Origin of the sequence: Allobosea psychrotolerans, from assembly GCF_002917105.1 — a bacterium.
GTDB lineage: Bacteria > Pseudomonadota > Alphaproteobacteria > Rhizobiales > Beijerinckiaceae > Allobosea > Allobosea psychrotolerans.
This window is the reverse complement of record NZ_PQFZ01000006.1, coordinates 291,554-305,301: the sequence shown is the minus strand read 5'-3', so window position 1 is coordinate 305,301 and position 13,748 is coordinate 291,554. Positions and strand designations below refer to the sequence as shown.

Below are 13,748 nucleotides of genomic sequence, written 5' to 3'. Positions count from 1 at the left end.
GGTTCGATTTCTCTTGATATGCGCCATCGATGGCGTTATTTCAACCGAAATCGAACCTGTTGGTTCGAATTGATTTTCGCCAGGATGCTGCCATGTCCGCCGAGACCATCACCGACCAGCGTCGCGACCGGCTGAAGCTGGTCGACCCCGCCATGGATACCACGCAGCCCGCCCATGCCCGCCAGCCCGGCGAGGCTGCGCCCCCGGCCGCGGCCGAGACGGCTGTGGCGCCGAAGGCGAAGCGCGGCGGCTTGCGCCGGGCCGGCCTGATGCTGCTGGCGACGGCGGCCGTGGGCGTCGGCGCCTGGTACGGCGTCGATTGGTTGAAGAATGGCCGCTTCATCGTCTCGACCGACGACGCCTATGTCGGCGCCGAGATGGCGACGATCTCGGCCAAGCTCGCGGCCAATATCGCGACGGTTTCCGTGGTGCAGAACCAGGAGGTCAAGGCCGGCCAGCCGCTGGTGGCGCTCGACGACGGCGACTGGCGCCTCGCGCTCGACAGCGCCAGGGCCAAGAGCGCGACGGCCACCGCGACGCTGCTGCGCATCGACAGCCAGATCGAGGCCGGCCGTGCCGCACTGGTGCAGGCGCGGGCCCAGCAGACTTCGGCCGAGGCGGCCGTCACCCGCACGGCTGCCGATTTCGATCGTGCCAACAGCCTTGCCGCCAAATCCTACGGGTCGCAGGCCACGCTCGACGCCGCCAGGGCGGCGCGCGACCAGGCTGTCGCCTCTCTGGCGAGCGCCAAGGCCGGCGTCGTGCAGGCCGACGCCAATGTCGAGGTGCTGAAGGCGCAGCGCGTCGAGGCGGCTCGCCAGGCCGACGAGCTCAAGGTGGCCGAGCAGAAAGCCGCACGTGACCTCACATTCACCAAGATCACCGCGCCGATCGACGGGCTCGTCGCCAACACCAACGTCCAGCTCGGCGACCTCGTCAGCGCCGGCAAGCGCCTGATGTCGATCGTCCCGCTCGACCAGGTCTATGTCGATGCGAATTTCAAGGAGACGCAGGTCGGCCCCCTGAAGATCGGCGACAAGGCCTCGATCACGGTCGATGCGCTGCCCGGCCAGGTCTTCGAGGGCAAGGTCAGCGGCATCGCCGGCGGCACGGGCTCGGTCTTCACGCTGCTGCCGCCCGACAATGCGACGGGCAATTTCACCAAGATCGTCCAGCGCGTGCCGGTGCGCATCGCGCTCGCGCCGGAATCGGCCGGCAAGCATGTGCTGCGCCCGGGCATGTCGGTCGTGGTGAGCATCGATCCGCGGCCTGCTTCGCAGCGCTGAGGCATCGCTTCGAGATAGCCCGAGCCCTCATCCTGAGGAGCCATTTCACTGGAAATGGTGTCTCAAGGGATGGTTCAGCGCCCCCTGGACCATCGCGCGAGACGCGCCTCTGGCGCTCCTCAGGATGAGGGCTCGGGTTCCCAAGTCCTCTCGCCGAGCACATTGAAAGGCGGCCCGCCATGGCCACCGCGACGCTGACCAGTCCAGCCGGCGCCCCTGCGAGGGAGGACGCCATTCCGAGGCGGCGGATCTTCGCCTTCATCGCGATGGTCTTCGGCATGTTCATGGCAATCCTGGACATCCAGATCGTCTCGGCCTCGCTCGCCGAGATCCAGGCCGGTTTGTCCGCCTCCTCGGACGAGATCGCCTGGGTCCAGACCGCCTATCTGATCGCCGAAGTGATCATGATCCCGCTCTCGGGCTATCTGAGCCGCGCCTTCTCGACGCGGGTGTTCTTCTCGATCGCGGCCGCCGGCTTTACCATTTCGAGCGTGCTCTGCGCGACGTCGTCCTCGATCAACGAGATGATCCTGTGGCGCGCCATCCAGGGCTTCATCGGCGGCGGCATGATCCCCGGCGTGTTCGCCGCAGCCTTCACCATCTTCCCGGCCTCCAAGCGGCCGATCGTCTCGCCGATCATCGGGCTCGTGGCGACGCTCGCCCCGACGATCGGGCCGACCGTCGGCGGCTATCTCAGCCATGCCTTCTCCTGGCACTGGCTGTTCCTGGTCAATGTCGTGCCGGGCATCTGCGTCTCGATCGCCGCCTGGACGCTGATCGATTTCGACAAGCCGCAGGCCGGGCTGCTGAAGCGCTTCGACTGGCTCGGCCTGATCGGCATGGCCTCCTTCCTCGGCAGCCTCGAATATGTGCTGGAGGAAGGCACGCGGCTCGACTGGTTCGAGAGCCATGAGATCGTGTTCTTCTCCTGCGTGATGGTCGCCGGCGCGATCCTGTTCTTCTGGCGGGCACTGACGCGGGACGACCCGCTGGTCGATCTCTACGCCTTCACCAACCGCAACTTCGCCTTCGGCTCGCTGTTCTCCTTCTGCATGGGGATCGGGCTGTACGGGCTGACCTATCTCTACCCGGTCTATCTCGGGCGCATCCGCGGCTATGACGCGCTGATGATCGGCGAGACGATGTTCGTCACCGGCCTGTGCATGTTCCTGACCGCGCCGATTGCCGGGCGGCTCTCGACCAAGCTCGACCCGCGCGTGATGATGATGATCGGCTTCGGCGGCTTTGCCCTGGGAACCTATATCGCGTCCGGGATCACGGCGGATTGGGATTTCTACGAGTTGCTGGTCCCGCAGATCCTGCGCGGCTGCTCGCTGATGCTGTGCATGGTGCCGATCAACAATCTCGCGCTCGGCACCTTGTCGCCACATCAGCTCAAGAACGCCTCGGGCCTGTACAACCTGACCCGCAATCTCGGCGGCGCCGTCGGGCTGGCCCTGATCAACACGGTGTTGAACACGCGCACCGACCTGCACATCACGCGGCTGCATGAAATGGTCGCGGCGGGTCGCCAGATCGCCGAGGAGAACATCGCGGCGCTGACGCAGCGTTTCTCCGATTTCGGCGACGCCGCCCAGTCGATGGCCTTGGCCCTGATCAACCAGCGCGCCCATAAGCAGGCGCTGATCATGGCCTTCGGCGACGTCTTCCTCGGGCTGACCCTGATCTTTGGCGTGCTCGTGCTGATGGCGCTGTTCATGAGCAAGCCGCCCAAGGCCGCGCCGGCCGGCGGCGGGCATTGAGACCACGCAGTGATTCCGGGGTCGGCCCTTCGGACCGCCCCGGAATGACGGCGGAGATCGCGCGGACCGTCGCTGCCTGATGCGTCATGTCGCATCTGCTCAGATTGACATTTCCCTGTCGATCCGACAAATATAACAACAATATCAGTAGTTTAGACGTTTTCTAAACTGCGAAGCCGGTCAGCCGGCCTTGTCGGAAGGCGTTATTCATGAGTGTTTTGCCTGCGAAGGACCTGGGTCAGCCCCGCATTGCCGCGGACCATATTCCGTGGCCGCAGAAAAGCCCGGCCTCCTGCCCGATCAGCGCGGTGAAGGCGCGCCTGCGCACGGCGGGCCTGCGCCCGACGCGCCAGCGCATGGCCCTGGGCTGGCTGCTTTTCGCCAAGGGCGACCGCCATGTCAGCGCCGAGATGCTCTATGAGGAGGCGATCCGCGCCCGCGAGCCGCTTTCGCTTGCCACCGTCTACAACACGCTGCGCCAATTCTCGGAAGCCGGGCTGCTGCGCCAGGTCTCGGTCTCGGGGCCGAAGACCTTCTTCGACACCAATGTCTCCGAGCACCACCATTTCTACAACGAGGACGACGAGACGGTCGTCGACATCCCGGGTTCGACGATCCAGGTCGCCGGCCTGCCGCAGGCGCCGGAAGGCATGGAGATCGCCTCGGTCGAGGTCATCGTGCGGCTGCGCCGCGCCGATGGCGCGGAGATCGAGACGCGCATGACTGGGGGCCGTCACGCGTGATCGTCTGCTCCTGCAACGTCCTGTCGTGCCGGCAGATCAAGGGCACGATCGCTCCTGATGGCAGTGGCCCGGCGACGGCGAACCAGGCTTATGACTGCCTTGGTTGCAGCGCCAGCTGCGGCGGCTGCGCCCGGCAGGTCCGCGCGATCCTGGCCGAGGCGCGCGCCGCCTGCATGAGCCAGTGCGGCTCCTGCGCCAGCCGCGACATCGAATGCGCCGTGCATGTCTCCATCGGCCAGATGATGGATGGGCTGGAGATCGCCAGCGACCGTGCCGCGGCCTGAATCGCCAAAGCAGAAAAGCGCTTTCGCGTAACTTACGGCCTTTCCTTCCATAAGAGCTCCAGCTACATTAGGCTCTCTCTAATGTAACGCCAAGGAACTCCGCCATGAAGGGTGACAAGAAGGTCATCGAATATCTCAATAAGGGGCTTCGCTCGGAGCTCACGGCTATCAACCAGTATTGGCTGCATTACCGGATTCTCGATAATTGGGGTCTGAAGGAGATGGCTAAGACTTGGAAGAAGGAGTCGATCGAGGAGATGGTCCATGCCGACCGCTTCGTCGACCGGATTCTCTTCCTCGAAGGCTTCCCGAACATGCAGACGCTTGATGCGCTGCGGATCGGCGAGACCGTCCCCGAAGTGATCGAGTGCGATCTCAAGGCCGAGATCGAGGCGCGCGCGCTCTATCAGGAAGCGGCGAAGTATTGCCGCGAGGTCGGCGATTACCCCTCCGAGGAGCTGTTCAAGGCGTTGATGAAGGATGAGGAAGGCCATATCGACTTCCTGGAGACGCAGCTCGAACTGATCGGGCGCATCGGGCTGGAGCTCTACACCCAGAAGCATGTCGGCGGGCTCGACGAGGGCCACTGAGCCTTCATTCTTTCCAGTTACGCGATCCCGCGCCGGATCCGCCATGCGGGTCCGGCGCTCCTGCGTTTGGAGTGGGCGCTCTTGATCCGGCCCTCCAGGGGAGGGAGCGGTCCCGCGGGCTGGCGTTCATCTTGTCCGGGCCGGCATCCCGGACACGTCGCGTTGATGGGCGAGGGCGCGAGATCGTCCCGGTGCATTGCTGAGCTCGCCTGCGGGCTCGCCAGCGCCCGGGCGCCGTGGCAGAAGGCGGCCATTGCGGGGCAAGCGGAGGTCTGGTCATGGCGGCGCGAATTCTGGCGGCGCAGGTTTTGGCGGCGAAGGTCATCGCGGTAAGCGCTGCTTCGGGGCATGCCTTCAGCAAGCCGAACCTGCCTTCGATCCGTCTGCTTGCCGGCCTCGGCGTCGAGGGCGACGCCCATTGCGGCGAGACGGTGAAGCACCGCTCGCGCGTCGCGGTCGATCCGACGCAGCCCAATCTGCGCCAGGTCCATCTGCTCCAGGCCGAACTGCTCGACGAATTGAACGCGGCGGGCTTCGACGTCGCGCCCGGGCAGATGGGCGAGAACCTGCTGACGCGCGGGCTTGATCTGCTCGGCCTGCCCTACGGGACGCGACTGCGGCTGGGGCCTGACGCGCTGGTCGAGATCACCGGCTTGCGTAATCCCTGCGCGCAGATCGAGGCATTCCGACCAAAGCTTCTCGCCGCCGTGCTCGGCCGCGACAAAAACGGCAAGCTCATCCGCAAGGCCGGCATCATGGGGATCGTGCTGGCAGGCGGCGAGATCCGCCCAGGCGACGCGGTGAGCGTCACATTGCCGGCGCAGCCGCATCGGGCGCTGGAGCGGGTCTGAGCGCCGCAGCAACTCTAGGGACTGCCACACAGCTCTGAAACACGCCGTCATCCCGGGCGGCCGGAGGTTGTCCCGGGATGACGACGTGGTTCCGAGCAAGCTCGAGCCTGTGACCAAAAAAAGCCCGCCGGTGCGACCCAGCGGGCTTGGAGCTCTATCGTGACGTCGCCTCAGATGAAGCTGACATTGGCCGCTTCGGGGCCCTTCTTGCCGGCGCGGATCGAGAAGCGCACGCGCTGCCCGTCCATCGGCGGCTGCAGGCCGCTGCGGCCGAGCGATGAGACGTGCAGGAACACGTCCGGCCCGCCCTTGTCGGGGGCGATGAAGCCAAACCCGCGATCCGAGTTGAAGAACTTCACGGCGCCGTCGAACGGGCCTTCCATCGGGCCGCTGTCGCGGCTGGCAAAGCCGCCGCGATCGCCGCCGCGGTCATTGTAGCCGCCGCCATAGCCGCCACGATCGCCACCGCGATCATTGTAGCCACCGCCATATCCTCCGCCGCCGAAATCGTCACGCGGCGGGCGCGGCGAGAAGGGACGGGGCGCGCGGTCGGAGCGGGGCGCTGCCGGTTGCGCGGTCGAGGCGTCGATCTCGTGAACGGCGACGACCTGGAGGCCGCGCCGGCCCTCGCCGAGATCGGCGATGATCGTTGCGCCGGGCTGAAGATCCTGCTGGTCGAGCGGGCCGAGGGCCGAAACATGCAGGAAGACGTCGCCGGAGCCGTCGGCCGGCGAGGCAAAGCCGAACCCCTTTTCGGGGTCGAACCATTTGACCTTGGCTTCGATATTCTCGTGGGTGACGAAAGGCTGGGCAGCGGGAGGCTTGCGACGGTCGAACATGGAGCTTCAAGAATGCGGTGATCGGAAGGCAGCAATCTAGCGCAAGCCAGCCCGGCCGTCATCGGGGGCGCGAGAGGAATTTATCGCGCCCAAAGTTGCATCCCTCACACCCGCACGGGGCTCTCAACCTTTCACCCGCGCGAGGCTCTCAGCCCGGCTCGTCGCAGCGGATCATCTGAACCTTCTTCGGCATCTCCCCGACAGCCGGGACGAATTGCCCGGTCGCCGGATCGAGCAGCATCAGCACGCCGGTCGCGACCGCGAAATAGGCGCCGTGCAGATGCAACTTGCCCTTCTCCTCGAGAATTTTCACGCAAGGGAAGGTGCGCAGATTGTTGATCGACTGCTGGATCGAGGCGAGGGCGAGCCTCTCGACATAGTCTTCCAAGGTCTCGTTGCGGCCGCGTCCGCCGGTGCGTTGCGCGGCGGGGCCGATCAGCGTGATCCATTTGCCGATGAAATCGCCGGAGGACAACGGCCCCTGCTGGTCGTCGGCGAAGGCGCGGATGCCGCCGCAGCGGCCATGGCCGAGAATAACGATATGCTCGACCCGGAGCGCCTGCACGCCATATTCGAGCGCAGCCGAGGTGCCGTGGAGCTGGTCGTCCGGCTGAAAGGGCGGCACGAGGTTGGCGATGTTGCGGGCGACGAACATCTCGCCTGGGCGTGCATCGAAAATCACTTCGGGCGAGACGCGCGAATCGCAGCAGCCGATCAGCATGATCTTCGGCGTCTGCCCGCTATCGGCGAGTTCCTCGTAGCGGCTTCTCTCACGATCGAAGCGGTCGTCGAGAAAATTGCGATAGCCTTCGGTCAGGCGTTCTGGGAATGGGGCCGCTGGCTTGTCCATGCCCTTCTCGAACAGGATGCGGAGGCATTCGTCAAGCGCATGTTGCGTCGCAGCGTCGGGCGGAAACCGGTCATCCGGTTGCGAGACATGTCTCCAGCCGCGCCAGAAGCGTCGTCACATCGCCCTCCAGGAGGACTGTCTTCAAGCGGGCCGAGGCGCCCGCGACCAGCGTCACCCGCGAGCGCGGCAGGCCCATGAGCTTGGCCAGGAAGGCGATCAGCGCCGCATTGGCCTGCCCCTCGGTGGGGGCGGCGCGGACCCTGATCTTCACGACCTCGCGCCCATCGGCCAGGGTCTCGATGCCGTCGAGCCCATCGCGCCCGCCGCGCGGCGTCAGCCTGACGGAGAGGACGAGGCCGCCTTGCGATGCGCGCCAGGCCGGCACGCAAACCCCGGCTCTAGAAGACGGCCGGGTAGATGTAGCGGACGATAATGCTCTGGATGAAGAAGATCAGCAGCAGCAGGATGATCGGCGAGATGTCGATGCCGCCGAGATTGGGCAGGCGTTCGCGGATCGGCCGCAGCGCCGGCTCGGTGATCTTGTAGAGCGAATCCCAGACTGTCGCGACGAACTGGTTGCGCGTGTTGACGACATTGAAGGCGATCAGCCAGCTCAGCACGGCCGATGCGATCAGGAGCCATGTGTAGATGTTCAAGGCGAGCATCACCACATCGAGAACGGCACGCATCGGCATTCCTCTTGAGAATCAGTGTTGACCGGCAGCGCGATGCTTCCGCCGACCCCGCGACGACGTCATGGGCGAAGTCGTGATGCGGGTGATTGACATCCACGCGACGCACGGCCTAGAAGGCCAGCGCCTTGGGGCTGTAGCTCAGATGGGAGAGCGCTGCAATCGCACTGCAGAGGTCAGGGGTTCGATTCCCCTCAGCTCCACCAGGCCCGACGTAAGTCGTTGATCTCCCCGAAAACTGTTTGATTGCAGCGCGTTGGCGTGCTGTGTGGTCCACATTTCTGGTCCATAACGCATAGCGAACGCTGATGGCGCGCCGCCCTGGACGCCTCCTCCAGCGCGGAAATGCCTGGTGCCTCCGGGTCCGTGTGCCGGACGCGCTGAGGCCCGGCATCCGCAAGGGGAGATCAGGATCGCTAAAAACCTCCGACGGGGCGGAGGCCAAGCGCCGGGTTCGCATCGAACGCATCAAAGTCGAAGCCGAGTTCGACGACCCTGGAGCGACAGAGCGCCGCAGCTGCCTTCACCGCCGCGCAGGCGATTACCTGCGCCATGATCTGCGGCGTCGACCTTCCTCGTCGGACTCGGTCAAGCTGCGCCGATCCCTTCCGCCACCTTCGATCAAGAAGAGGCCTCCTTGCGGATGAACGAACGTCCTGGAACGAAGTTGTCCCAAATCCCGCGAGGAGTCTGGGCACTCGGCTTGGTGAGCATGTTCATGGACATCTCATCCGAAATGATCCACGCGCTCCTGCCGGTCTATCTGGTGACAGTACTCGGCGCTTCGACCCTGACGGTCGGTCTCATCGAGGGCATTGCCGAGGCGACCGCCAACATCACTAAGATATTTTCAGGGGCGCTTTCGGACTGGCTCGGCAAGCGCAAGCTTCTGGCTGCAATCGGTTATGGCCTAGCGGCTTTCACCAAACCAGCGTTCCCCTTGGCCGGCTCGGTCGGCTGGCTCGTTGCGGCTCGCTTTGTCGATCGGATCGGTAAAGGTATCCGAGGCGCGCCCCGCGATGCACTCGTGGCCGATCTCGCCCCACCGGACCTCCGGGGAGCGAGCATTGGCTTGCGCCAGTCGCTGGATACGACCGGGGCGTTCATCGGCCCGCTGCTGGCCATAGGTCTGATGGCTCTCACCTCGGACAACTTTCGCTTTGTGTTCTGGATCGCAGTGATCCCCGGCTTCATTGCCTTTGCGCTGATCGTCTTCGGGGTCGAGGAGCCGAGCAGTCAGGCTCGATCGGCGAAGCCGCCTCTCAAACTCAGCGACGCCAAGCGGCTGACCGGCGCGTTCTGGGCGGTGGTCGCTGTTGCGACGGTCCTGACTCTGGCCCGCTTTTCCGAGGCCTTCCTGGTGCTGCGGGCCCAGAATGTCGGTATGCCAGTGGCATTGGTGCCTGCCGTTCTGGTGGTGATGAACGTGGTCTACGCGCTTGCGGCCTATCCTGCCGGAGTGCTGTCCGACAAAGTGGGACGTGGCGGCGTCCTGCTGGTTGGGGCCGCGCTCCTCATCGTTGCCGATCTTGTTCTCGCTCTTGGCTCAGGCATCCCGATGATGATGCTGGGTGTCGCCGTCTGGGGCCTGCACATGGGATTTACGCAAGGTCTGCTCGCCACACTGGTCGCAGATACCGCCCCGGCCGACCTAAGGGGTACGGCTTACGGTGTGTTCAATCTGGCAGGTGGCATCTCGATGCTCATGGCCAGTGTCATCGCAGGCGGGCTCTGGGACAGCTATGGCCCGGCTGCGACGTTTCTTGCCGGCGCGGGCTTCACCACCGTGGCTCTCGTCGGGCTCTTCCTCATACGGCACCGCCTGAAAGAAGCCCCGTGAGGTTCGGCTACGCCAATGTGTTCCAGGGGGCGGCCGTCACCATGACGACCATCCGCTGCGTCGAACGCGGCGGTGCATTTGACGCTCAGGCCCGCATCAGAGACATAGGCTGCCCGCGCGAGACGAGCGGGCGCAAGCGACGGAGAATGTCGTTACCAAGGGCAAGCGCCTCCTCCAGCTCGGAGAGCATGCGTCGCATTTCGCCTGTGCGCCCGCTGCCATTGCCGTGGTGGGCTTCGGCCAAGAACGCAGTGAGGTCGTTCTGGAAGGACGCCATCTGCGTATAGAAATAGGCGATCTGGCGCGGCGCCGGCAAAGGCAGTTTGTCGAGCCCGGCCGCATCCGAGGTGTAAATCGTGAATGGTGGCAATTGGAGGCTCGGGAGGGCGTGTGCCCCGTTAGCATCGGCCGCCGCCAGTTCGAGTGTCGAAACGATATCGTGTGTTTCGATCACGCGCAGAATGGCTGCGATTTCGCCGATGAATGCCGAGGCCAGGCATCGGACCTCTCGCCGATGCGTCAGACCGTAGAGGCTCCAGGTCGACAGAGAAGCCATGTCTCGCTCCTCGGACATTCCCGCCTTCCTGCGCGATCAGCTCTCTGAACTGCGCCTCAGCAAGGGCACGCGTGGTTGTGGACAGCATAGCACGAACCACGCCACCTCTGCATGCTGCATCACGTTGACGGTGCCCGGCTGAGTGCTTAGGTTTTGTGGACATTCTGAGGGGATGGAGTTCCCCTGTAACCGCCCTTTGGGCTGATGACTCCTACCAAGCGAAAGCGCGGTAGGGGTGCGTCCGAAACCCGCCGCCGGCGGGTTTTTTGTTACCTCCCGCCGCCCTTTCATCGCCGGCCCCGGAGCCGGAAGGAGGATGTGTGATGGAGAGTAGTTGGCCCATGAGCGTGCCTCTGTTCGAGGCTCGCGCGTCCCGCGATGCCTGTAATCGTGAACGCATCCTCAAAGGCGCCGAGCAATGATCTATCTCTGGATCATGGCTGGCAGTGCACTCGGCGGCGCCGCCCGCTACTGGTGCTCGGGTTTTATCGCCAATCATTTCGGCGAGACGTTTCCATGGGGCACGATCCTGGTGAACGTCCTCGGCTGCTTAATCATCGGCTTCTTCGCGACCTTCACCGGCACCGATAGCCGCTTCCTAGTCAGCAGCGATGTTCGCCAGTTCGTGATGGTCGGGCTGTGCGGCGGCTATACGACCTTTTCGTCGTTCAGCCTGCAAACCCTCAACCTCGTGCGTGACGGAGAGATGTTACGAGCAGGCGCCAATATCGGCTTGTCGCTCCTGCTCTGCCTTCTCGCTGTCTGGATCGGCCACCTGATTGCGGCCACCGTTAGCGGATTGAAAGGAGCCTGATGATGGAACTGCCGCACGATGCAATGCTGCTCAGGGTCTTCATTGGCGAAAGCGACCGCTGGCAGGGCCAGCCACTCTATGAGGCGATCGTGCTGAAAGCCCGCGAGATGCACCTGGCCGGTGCAACGATCCTGCGCGGACCGATGGGGTTCGGCCATTCGAGCCGCCTCCACACCGCAAAGATCCTGCGCCTCTCCGAGGACTTGCCGATCGTAGTCGAAATCGTCGAGAGCCAGGACAAGATCGATGAATTCCTACCCGTCCTGGATGCGATGATGGGAAGCGGGCTCGTCACGCTCGAAAAGGTTCAGGTGTTGCAATATGGCTCGAACAACAAGGCCCGGTGACCGAGGGACGACAGAGCGCGCCGCCTCGCTACGAAGCATCGGGCGGGCGGGGAACATCACTAAGGAAAAGGAAGCTGCAGCCGTGGCGGAGGGTATCACCGCTCTTGCTGTGGAGAGTGTGCACGTGAAAAGACGCTATAAATAGCTGGTACACAACTATGGTGCCATTCCGCTGCTCGACGTGCCATAAATAATTGATATTGCTTATATATTTCCGTCAGTTCTCGTCCCCTCAGCTCCGCCAGGCTTTTCTCGTAGATCGTTGAAAGGCCTGGTGGATGTCCAGGCAGCGGCGCAAGGCGGCAGGCCGTGCCGCGTCGGCCAGCCTCTCGCCCAATGCTTTGGCTCATCCCCGTTTCATTGTCAGCGCACGCGAATGGCGTTGTATTTCCGGCTCGCCGCTGGTGTCGCGGCGGGTAACGGCATTTTGTGCAAGCAGGTTGCTCCCTCCTTGGGCGATCTGCATTTGCGGCTAGAGTTTTCGGGCAGCTAAAGCTGCCAGCTTCTCTATAAGGCCTTGCTTCTGCCTTGATGTAGAGCAATATTAGCGCATGTTTTCTCAAGTCTAGGGTCGAAGAATGTCCGACGATAGCGAAGCGCTTATTGGCCTCTCGGCGATGGTCGTCGCGGCCTATGTCGCGCATAACAATGTTCCGCGCGCCGATCTGCCCGGCTTGATCGCCAGCACCCATGCCGCGCTCGCCGGTCTTGGCGAGGAGCCGGCTGCAGCTCCCGCAGGGCCGCTCGTGCCGGCGGTGCCGATCAAGAAGTCGGTGACGCCCGACGCCATCATCTGCCTGGAGGATGGCAAGGCGTTCAAGTCGATGAAGCGGCATCTCGGCGTCTCCTACGGCATGACGCCGGCCGAGTACCGCACGAAATGGGGCCTGCCGGCGGATTATCCGATGGTCGCGCCGAACTATGCCGAGGCGCGCTCCGCTCTGGCCAAGACGATGGGCCTCGGCCGCAAGGCCGCCGCTGCGCGTTCCGCCCAGCCGGCCCGTCGCAGCAAGAAGGTCCCGGCCTGATCGGTCGCTTTTGCGGAAGCCCGCGAAAGCCTGTTGTCGCATATGGACGCCGCGCTCTTCGCGCGGCGTTTTGTTTTGAAGGGCTGCGGCTCCGGCCTGCCCCGGCCCACGCGGCGCGCTTGCCTGTCCATGCGCCGGCGCAGTAGCTCTTGACTGCGCTTGTTTCCGCGCCGCCAACCCGTTCGGGCTCGTCCGCCGCCATGATCATCCGTCAGTTGATCTATCTCGATGCGCTGGCCCGCGAGAAGCATTTCCGCCGGGCGGCCGAGGCCTGCCATGTCTCGCAGCCGACCTTGTCGGCGGCCATCGTCCAGCTCGAGGAGGAGCTCGGCGTGCTGATCGTCGAGCGCGGGCGGCGCTTCCAGGGGCTGACCAAGGAGGGCGAGGTCGTGCTCGCCCATGCCAGGCGCATCCTCGCCGAAGCCGATCTGATGAAGGAATCGATCGCGGAACTGAAGGAGGGCGTCAGCGGCCGTATCAGGCTGGGTGCGATCCCGACCGCCCTGCCGATGATCGCCCATATCACCGCGCCATTCTCCTCGCGCTATCCGGCGGTCTCCCTGACGGTGTTGTCGCTGACGTCGAACGAGATCCAGGATCGCATCGACAATTTCGAGCTCGATGTCGGCCTGACCTATCTCGACAACGAGCCACTCGACCGGGTGATCTCGAAGCCGATCTACCAGGAATCCTATGTCCTGCTGACGCGAGAGGATGGCCCGCTCGGCGGCTATGAGACGATCTCCTGGGCCGAGGCCGGCGAACTCAAGCTCTGCCTGCTGACCTCCGACATGCAGAACAGGCGCATCATCGACGGCATCTTCCGCTCGGTCGGGCTTGCGCCGAGGCCGGCGATCGAGACCAATTCGATCTTCAATCTGTGCTCGCATGCCGGCATTCAGGGTGTTTCCAGCATCGTCTCGCTGCAGTTGCTGGAATTCTTCGGCGTGCCCCTGGGCACCAAGGCCCTGCCGCTGGTCGAGCCCGAGACGCAGCGCACGATCGGCCTGATCGTGGCCGACAGACAGCCCTTCGCGCCGCTGACCAGGAACCTTCTGATGATGTCGCGCGCCGTCGCCGAAGCGGCGCTGCCACGACGGCCGATCGTCCGATAGTCGAGGTCTATCGATTTTTCGGACCAAGATCATGCTGCAGCGCGAAACGCCGCGATAAGCGAAGATTATTGCGGTCTCTCAGGCGTTATGGGCGCAAGCCTGCGTCGATCGGCACATCATGATAGTCACAGACTATCATTCAGTTGGAAC

The 13,748-nt window shown here is 64.2% G+C and carries 17 protein-coding genes, 1 tRNA gene and 1 riboswitch; of the genes, 13 read left to right on the top strand and 5 right to left on the bottom strand.

The genetic code is table 11. From position 1 onward, the window contains the following. The first annotated feature begins 92 nt into the window (after nucleotides 1-92). The 6 genes from CYD53_RS13405 (at nucleotide 93) to CYD53_RS13380 (ending at nucleotide 5,517) form a co-directional block, all read left to right on the top strand. Nucleotides 93-1,286, top strand: a complete 1,194-nt coding sequence (locus tag CYD53_RS13405) for an HlyD family secretion protein (protein WP_245928218.1) — start codon at nucleotides 93-95, stop codon at nucleotides 1,284-1,286. A gap of 179 nt (nucleotides 1,287-1,465) precedes the next feature. Continuing rightward, a complete protein-coding gene (locus CYD53_RS13400) occupies nucleotides 1,466-3,049 on the top strand; it encodes a DHA2 family efflux MFS transporter permease subunit (RefSeq protein WP_103718574.1) in 1,584 nt (527 codons plus the stop codon). A 209-nt stretch (nucleotides 3,050-3,258) separates the two neighbouring features. Continuing rightward, nucleotides 3,259-3,792 (top strand): iron response transcriptional regulator IrrA, encoded by a 534-nt coding sequence (gene irrA / locus CYD53_RS13395; RefSeq protein WP_103718573.1) that lies wholly within the window; start codon nucleotides 3,259-3,261, stop codon nucleotides 3,790-3,792. Then, nucleotides 3,789-4,076: a (2Fe-2S)-binding protein gene (locus CYD53_RS13390; RefSeq protein ID WP_181011850.1), complete on the top strand. Its 288-nt coding sequence runs from the start codon at nucleotides 3,789-3,791 to the stop codon at nucleotides 4,074-4,076. The genes irrA and CYD53_RS13390 overlap by 4 nt, the downstream gene beginning before the upstream one ends. Before the next feature lie 104 nt (nucleotides 4,077-4,180). Continuing rightward, nucleotides 4,181-4,666, top strand: coding sequence for a bacterioferritin (gene bfr / locus CYD53_RS13385; protein WP_103718572.1), 486 nt, complete (start codon nucleotides 4,181-4,183; stop codon nucleotides 4,664-4,666). A gap of 278 nt (nucleotides 4,667-4,944) precedes the next feature. After that, nucleotides 4,945-5,517: an MOSC domain-containing protein gene (locus CYD53_RS13380; protein WP_103718571.1), complete on the top strand. Its 573-nt coding sequence runs from the start codon at nucleotides 4,945-4,947 to the stop codon at nucleotides 5,515-5,517. Nucleotides 5,518-5,687: 170 nt separating this feature from the next. Here the strand turns inward: CYD53_RS13380 and CYD53_RS30880 are convergent, their stop codons facing one another. The 4 genes from CYD53_RS30880 to CYD53_RS13360 form a co-directional block, all read right to left on the bottom strand. Beyond that, entirely contained in the window at nucleotides 5,688-6,356 is a 669-nt protein-coding gene (locus tag CYD53_RS30880) for a cold-shock protein (RefSeq protein WP_103718570.1), read from the bottom strand. Between the two features lie 148 nt (nucleotides 6,357-6,504). Next, the gene (locus CYD53_RS13370; RefSeq protein ID WP_103718569.1) at nucleotides 6,505-7,206 is read right to left on the bottom strand and encodes a carbonic anhydrase; all 702 of its coding nucleotides are present in this window, start codon (nucleotides 7,204-7,206) and stop codon (nucleotides 6,505-6,507) included. A 70-nt stretch (nucleotides 7,207-7,276) separates the two neighbouring features. After that, a complete protein-coding gene (locus CYD53_RS13365; protein ID WP_103718568.1) occupies nucleotides 7,277-7,591 on the bottom strand; it encodes a DUF167 family protein in 315 nt (104 codons plus the stop codon). 13 nt (nucleotides 7,592-7,604) lie between these two features. Beyond that, nucleotides 7,605-7,895: a YggT family protein gene (locus CYD53_RS13360; RefSeq protein WP_069688923.1), complete on the bottom strand. Its 291-nt coding sequence runs from the start codon at nucleotides 7,893-7,895 to the stop codon at nucleotides 7,605-7,607. A gap of 133 nt (nucleotides 7,896-8,028) precedes the next feature. On the opposite strand from CYD53_RS13360, the gene CYD53_RS13355 reads away from it, so the two are divergent. The 3 genes from CYD53_RS13355 (at nucleotide 8,029) to CYD53_RS13350 (ending at nucleotide 9,738) form a co-directional block, all read left to right on the top strand. Continuing rightward, nucleotides 8,029-8,104, top strand: a tRNA-Ala gene (locus CYD53_RS13355). Nucleotides 8,105-8,206: 102 nt separating this feature from the next. After that, a complete protein-coding gene (locus CYD53_RS31005; protein ID WP_425428291.1) occupies nucleotides 8,207-8,545 on the top strand; it encodes a DUF6538 domain-containing protein in 339 nt (112 codons plus the stop codon). A gap of 65 nt (nucleotides 8,546-8,610) precedes the next feature. Then, nucleotides 8,611-9,738 carry an MFS transporter gene (locus CYD53_RS13350; protein WP_425428290.1) on the top strand — a complete coding sequence of 376 codons (1,128 nt, stop codon included), beginning with the start codon at nucleotides 8,611-8,613 and terminating at the stop codon, nucleotides 9,736-9,738. Between the two features lie 85 nt (nucleotides 9,739-9,823). On the opposite strand, the gene CYD53_RS13345 is transcribed toward CYD53_RS13350, so the two are convergent. After that, nucleotides 9,824-10,294: a hypothetical protein gene (locus CYD53_RS13345; protein WP_146055914.1), complete on the bottom strand. Its 471-nt coding sequence runs from the start codon at nucleotides 10,292-10,294 to the stop codon at nucleotides 9,824-9,826. Between the two features lie 159 nt (nucleotides 10,295-10,453). Then, nucleotides 10,454-10,515: riboswitch (Fluoride riboswitch) on the top strand. Nucleotides 10,516-10,712: 197 nt separating this feature from the next. On the opposite strand from CYD53_RS13345, the gene crcB reads away from it, so the two are divergent. The 4 genes from crcB to CYD53_RS13325 all read left to right on the top strand — a co-directional run bounded on the left by crcB (nucleotide 10,713) and on the right by CYD53_RS13325 (nucleotide 13,598). After that, nucleotides 10,713-11,108: a fluoride efflux transporter CrcB gene (gene crcB, locus CYD53_RS13340; RefSeq protein WP_103718565.1), complete on the top strand. Its 396-nt coding sequence runs from the start codon at nucleotides 10,713-10,715 to the stop codon at nucleotides 11,106-11,108. A gap of 2 nt (nucleotides 11,109-11,110) precedes the next feature. Beyond that, the gene (locus CYD53_RS13335; protein WP_103718625.1) at nucleotides 11,111-11,455 is read left to right on the top strand and encodes a DUF190 domain-containing protein; all 345 of its coding nucleotides are present in this window, start codon (nucleotides 11,111-11,113) and stop codon (nucleotides 11,453-11,455) included. Between the two features lie 578 nt (nucleotides 11,456-12,033). Beyond that, nucleotides 12,034-12,483: a Ros/MucR family transcriptional regulator gene (locus CYD53_RS13330; RefSeq protein WP_092172186.1), complete on the top strand. Its 450-nt coding sequence runs from the start codon at nucleotides 12,034-12,036 to the stop codon at nucleotides 12,481-12,483. Nucleotides 12,484-12,683: 200 nt separating this feature from the next. Continuing rightward, entirely contained in the window at nucleotides 12,684-13,598 is a 915-nt protein-coding gene (locus CYD53_RS13325; RefSeq protein WP_342751699.1) for a LysR family transcriptional regulator, read from the top strand. Nucleotides 13,599-13,748 lie beyond the last annotated feature (150 nt).

Coding starts and splice junctions, on each gene's coding strand:
- CYD53_RS13360 (WP_069688923.1), bottom strand. CDS start 7,895: ATGCGTGCCGTTCTCGATGTGGTGATGCTCGCCTTGAACATCTACACA.
- CYD53_RS13350 (WP_425428290.1), top strand. CDS start 8,611: ATGTTCATGGACATCTCATCCGAAATGATCCACGCGCTCCTGCCGGTC.
- CYD53_RS13325 (WP_342751699.1), top strand. CDS start 12,684: ATGATCATCCGTCAGTTGATCTATCTCGATGCGCTGGCCCGCGAGAAG.
- CYD53_RS13370 (WP_103718569.1), bottom strand. CDS start 7,206: ATGGACAAGCCAGCGGCCCCATTCCCAGAACGCCTGACCGAAGGCTAT.
- CYD53_RS30880 (WP_103718570.1), bottom strand. CDS start 6,356: ATGTTCGACCGTCGCAAGCCTCCCGCTGCCCAGCCTTTCGTCACCCAC.
- CYD53_RS13345 (WP_146055914.1), bottom strand. CDS start 10,294: ATGGCTTCTCTGTCGACCTGGAGCCTCTACGGTCTGACGCATCGGCGA.
- CYD53_RS13400 (WP_103718574.1), top strand. CDS start 1,466: ATGGCCACCGCGACGCTGACCAGTCCAGCCGGCGCCCCTGCGAGGGAG.
- CYD53_RS13335 (WP_103718625.1), top strand. CDS start 11,111: ATGGAACTGCCGCACGATGCAATGCTGCTCAGGGTCTTCATTGGCGAA.
- crcB (WP_103718565.1), top strand. CDS start 10,713: ATGATCTATCTCTGGATCATGGCTGGCAGTGCACTCGGCGGCGCCGCC.
- CYD53_RS13330 (WP_092172186.1), top strand. CDS start 12,034: ATGTCCGACGATAGCGAAGCGCTTATTGGCCTCTCGGCGATGGTCGTC.
- CYD53_RS13380 (WP_103718571.1), top strand. CDS start 4,945: ATGGCGGCGCGAATTCTGGCGGCGCAGGTTTTGGCGGCGAAGGTCATC.
- bfr (WP_103718572.1), top strand. CDS start 4,181: ATGAAGGGTGACAAGAAGGTCATCGAATATCTCAATAAGGGGCTTCGC.
- irrA (WP_103718573.1), top strand. CDS start 3,259: ATGAGTGTTTTGCCTGCGAAGGACCTGGGTCAGCCCCGCATTGCCGCG.
- CYD53_RS31005 (WP_425428291.1), top strand. CDS start 8,207: ATGGCGCGCCGCCCTGGACGCCTCCTCCAGCGCGGAAATGCCTGGTGC.
- CYD53_RS13405 (WP_245928218.1), top strand. CDS start 93: ATGTCCGCCGAGACCATCACCGACCAGCGTCGCGACCGGCTGAAGCTG.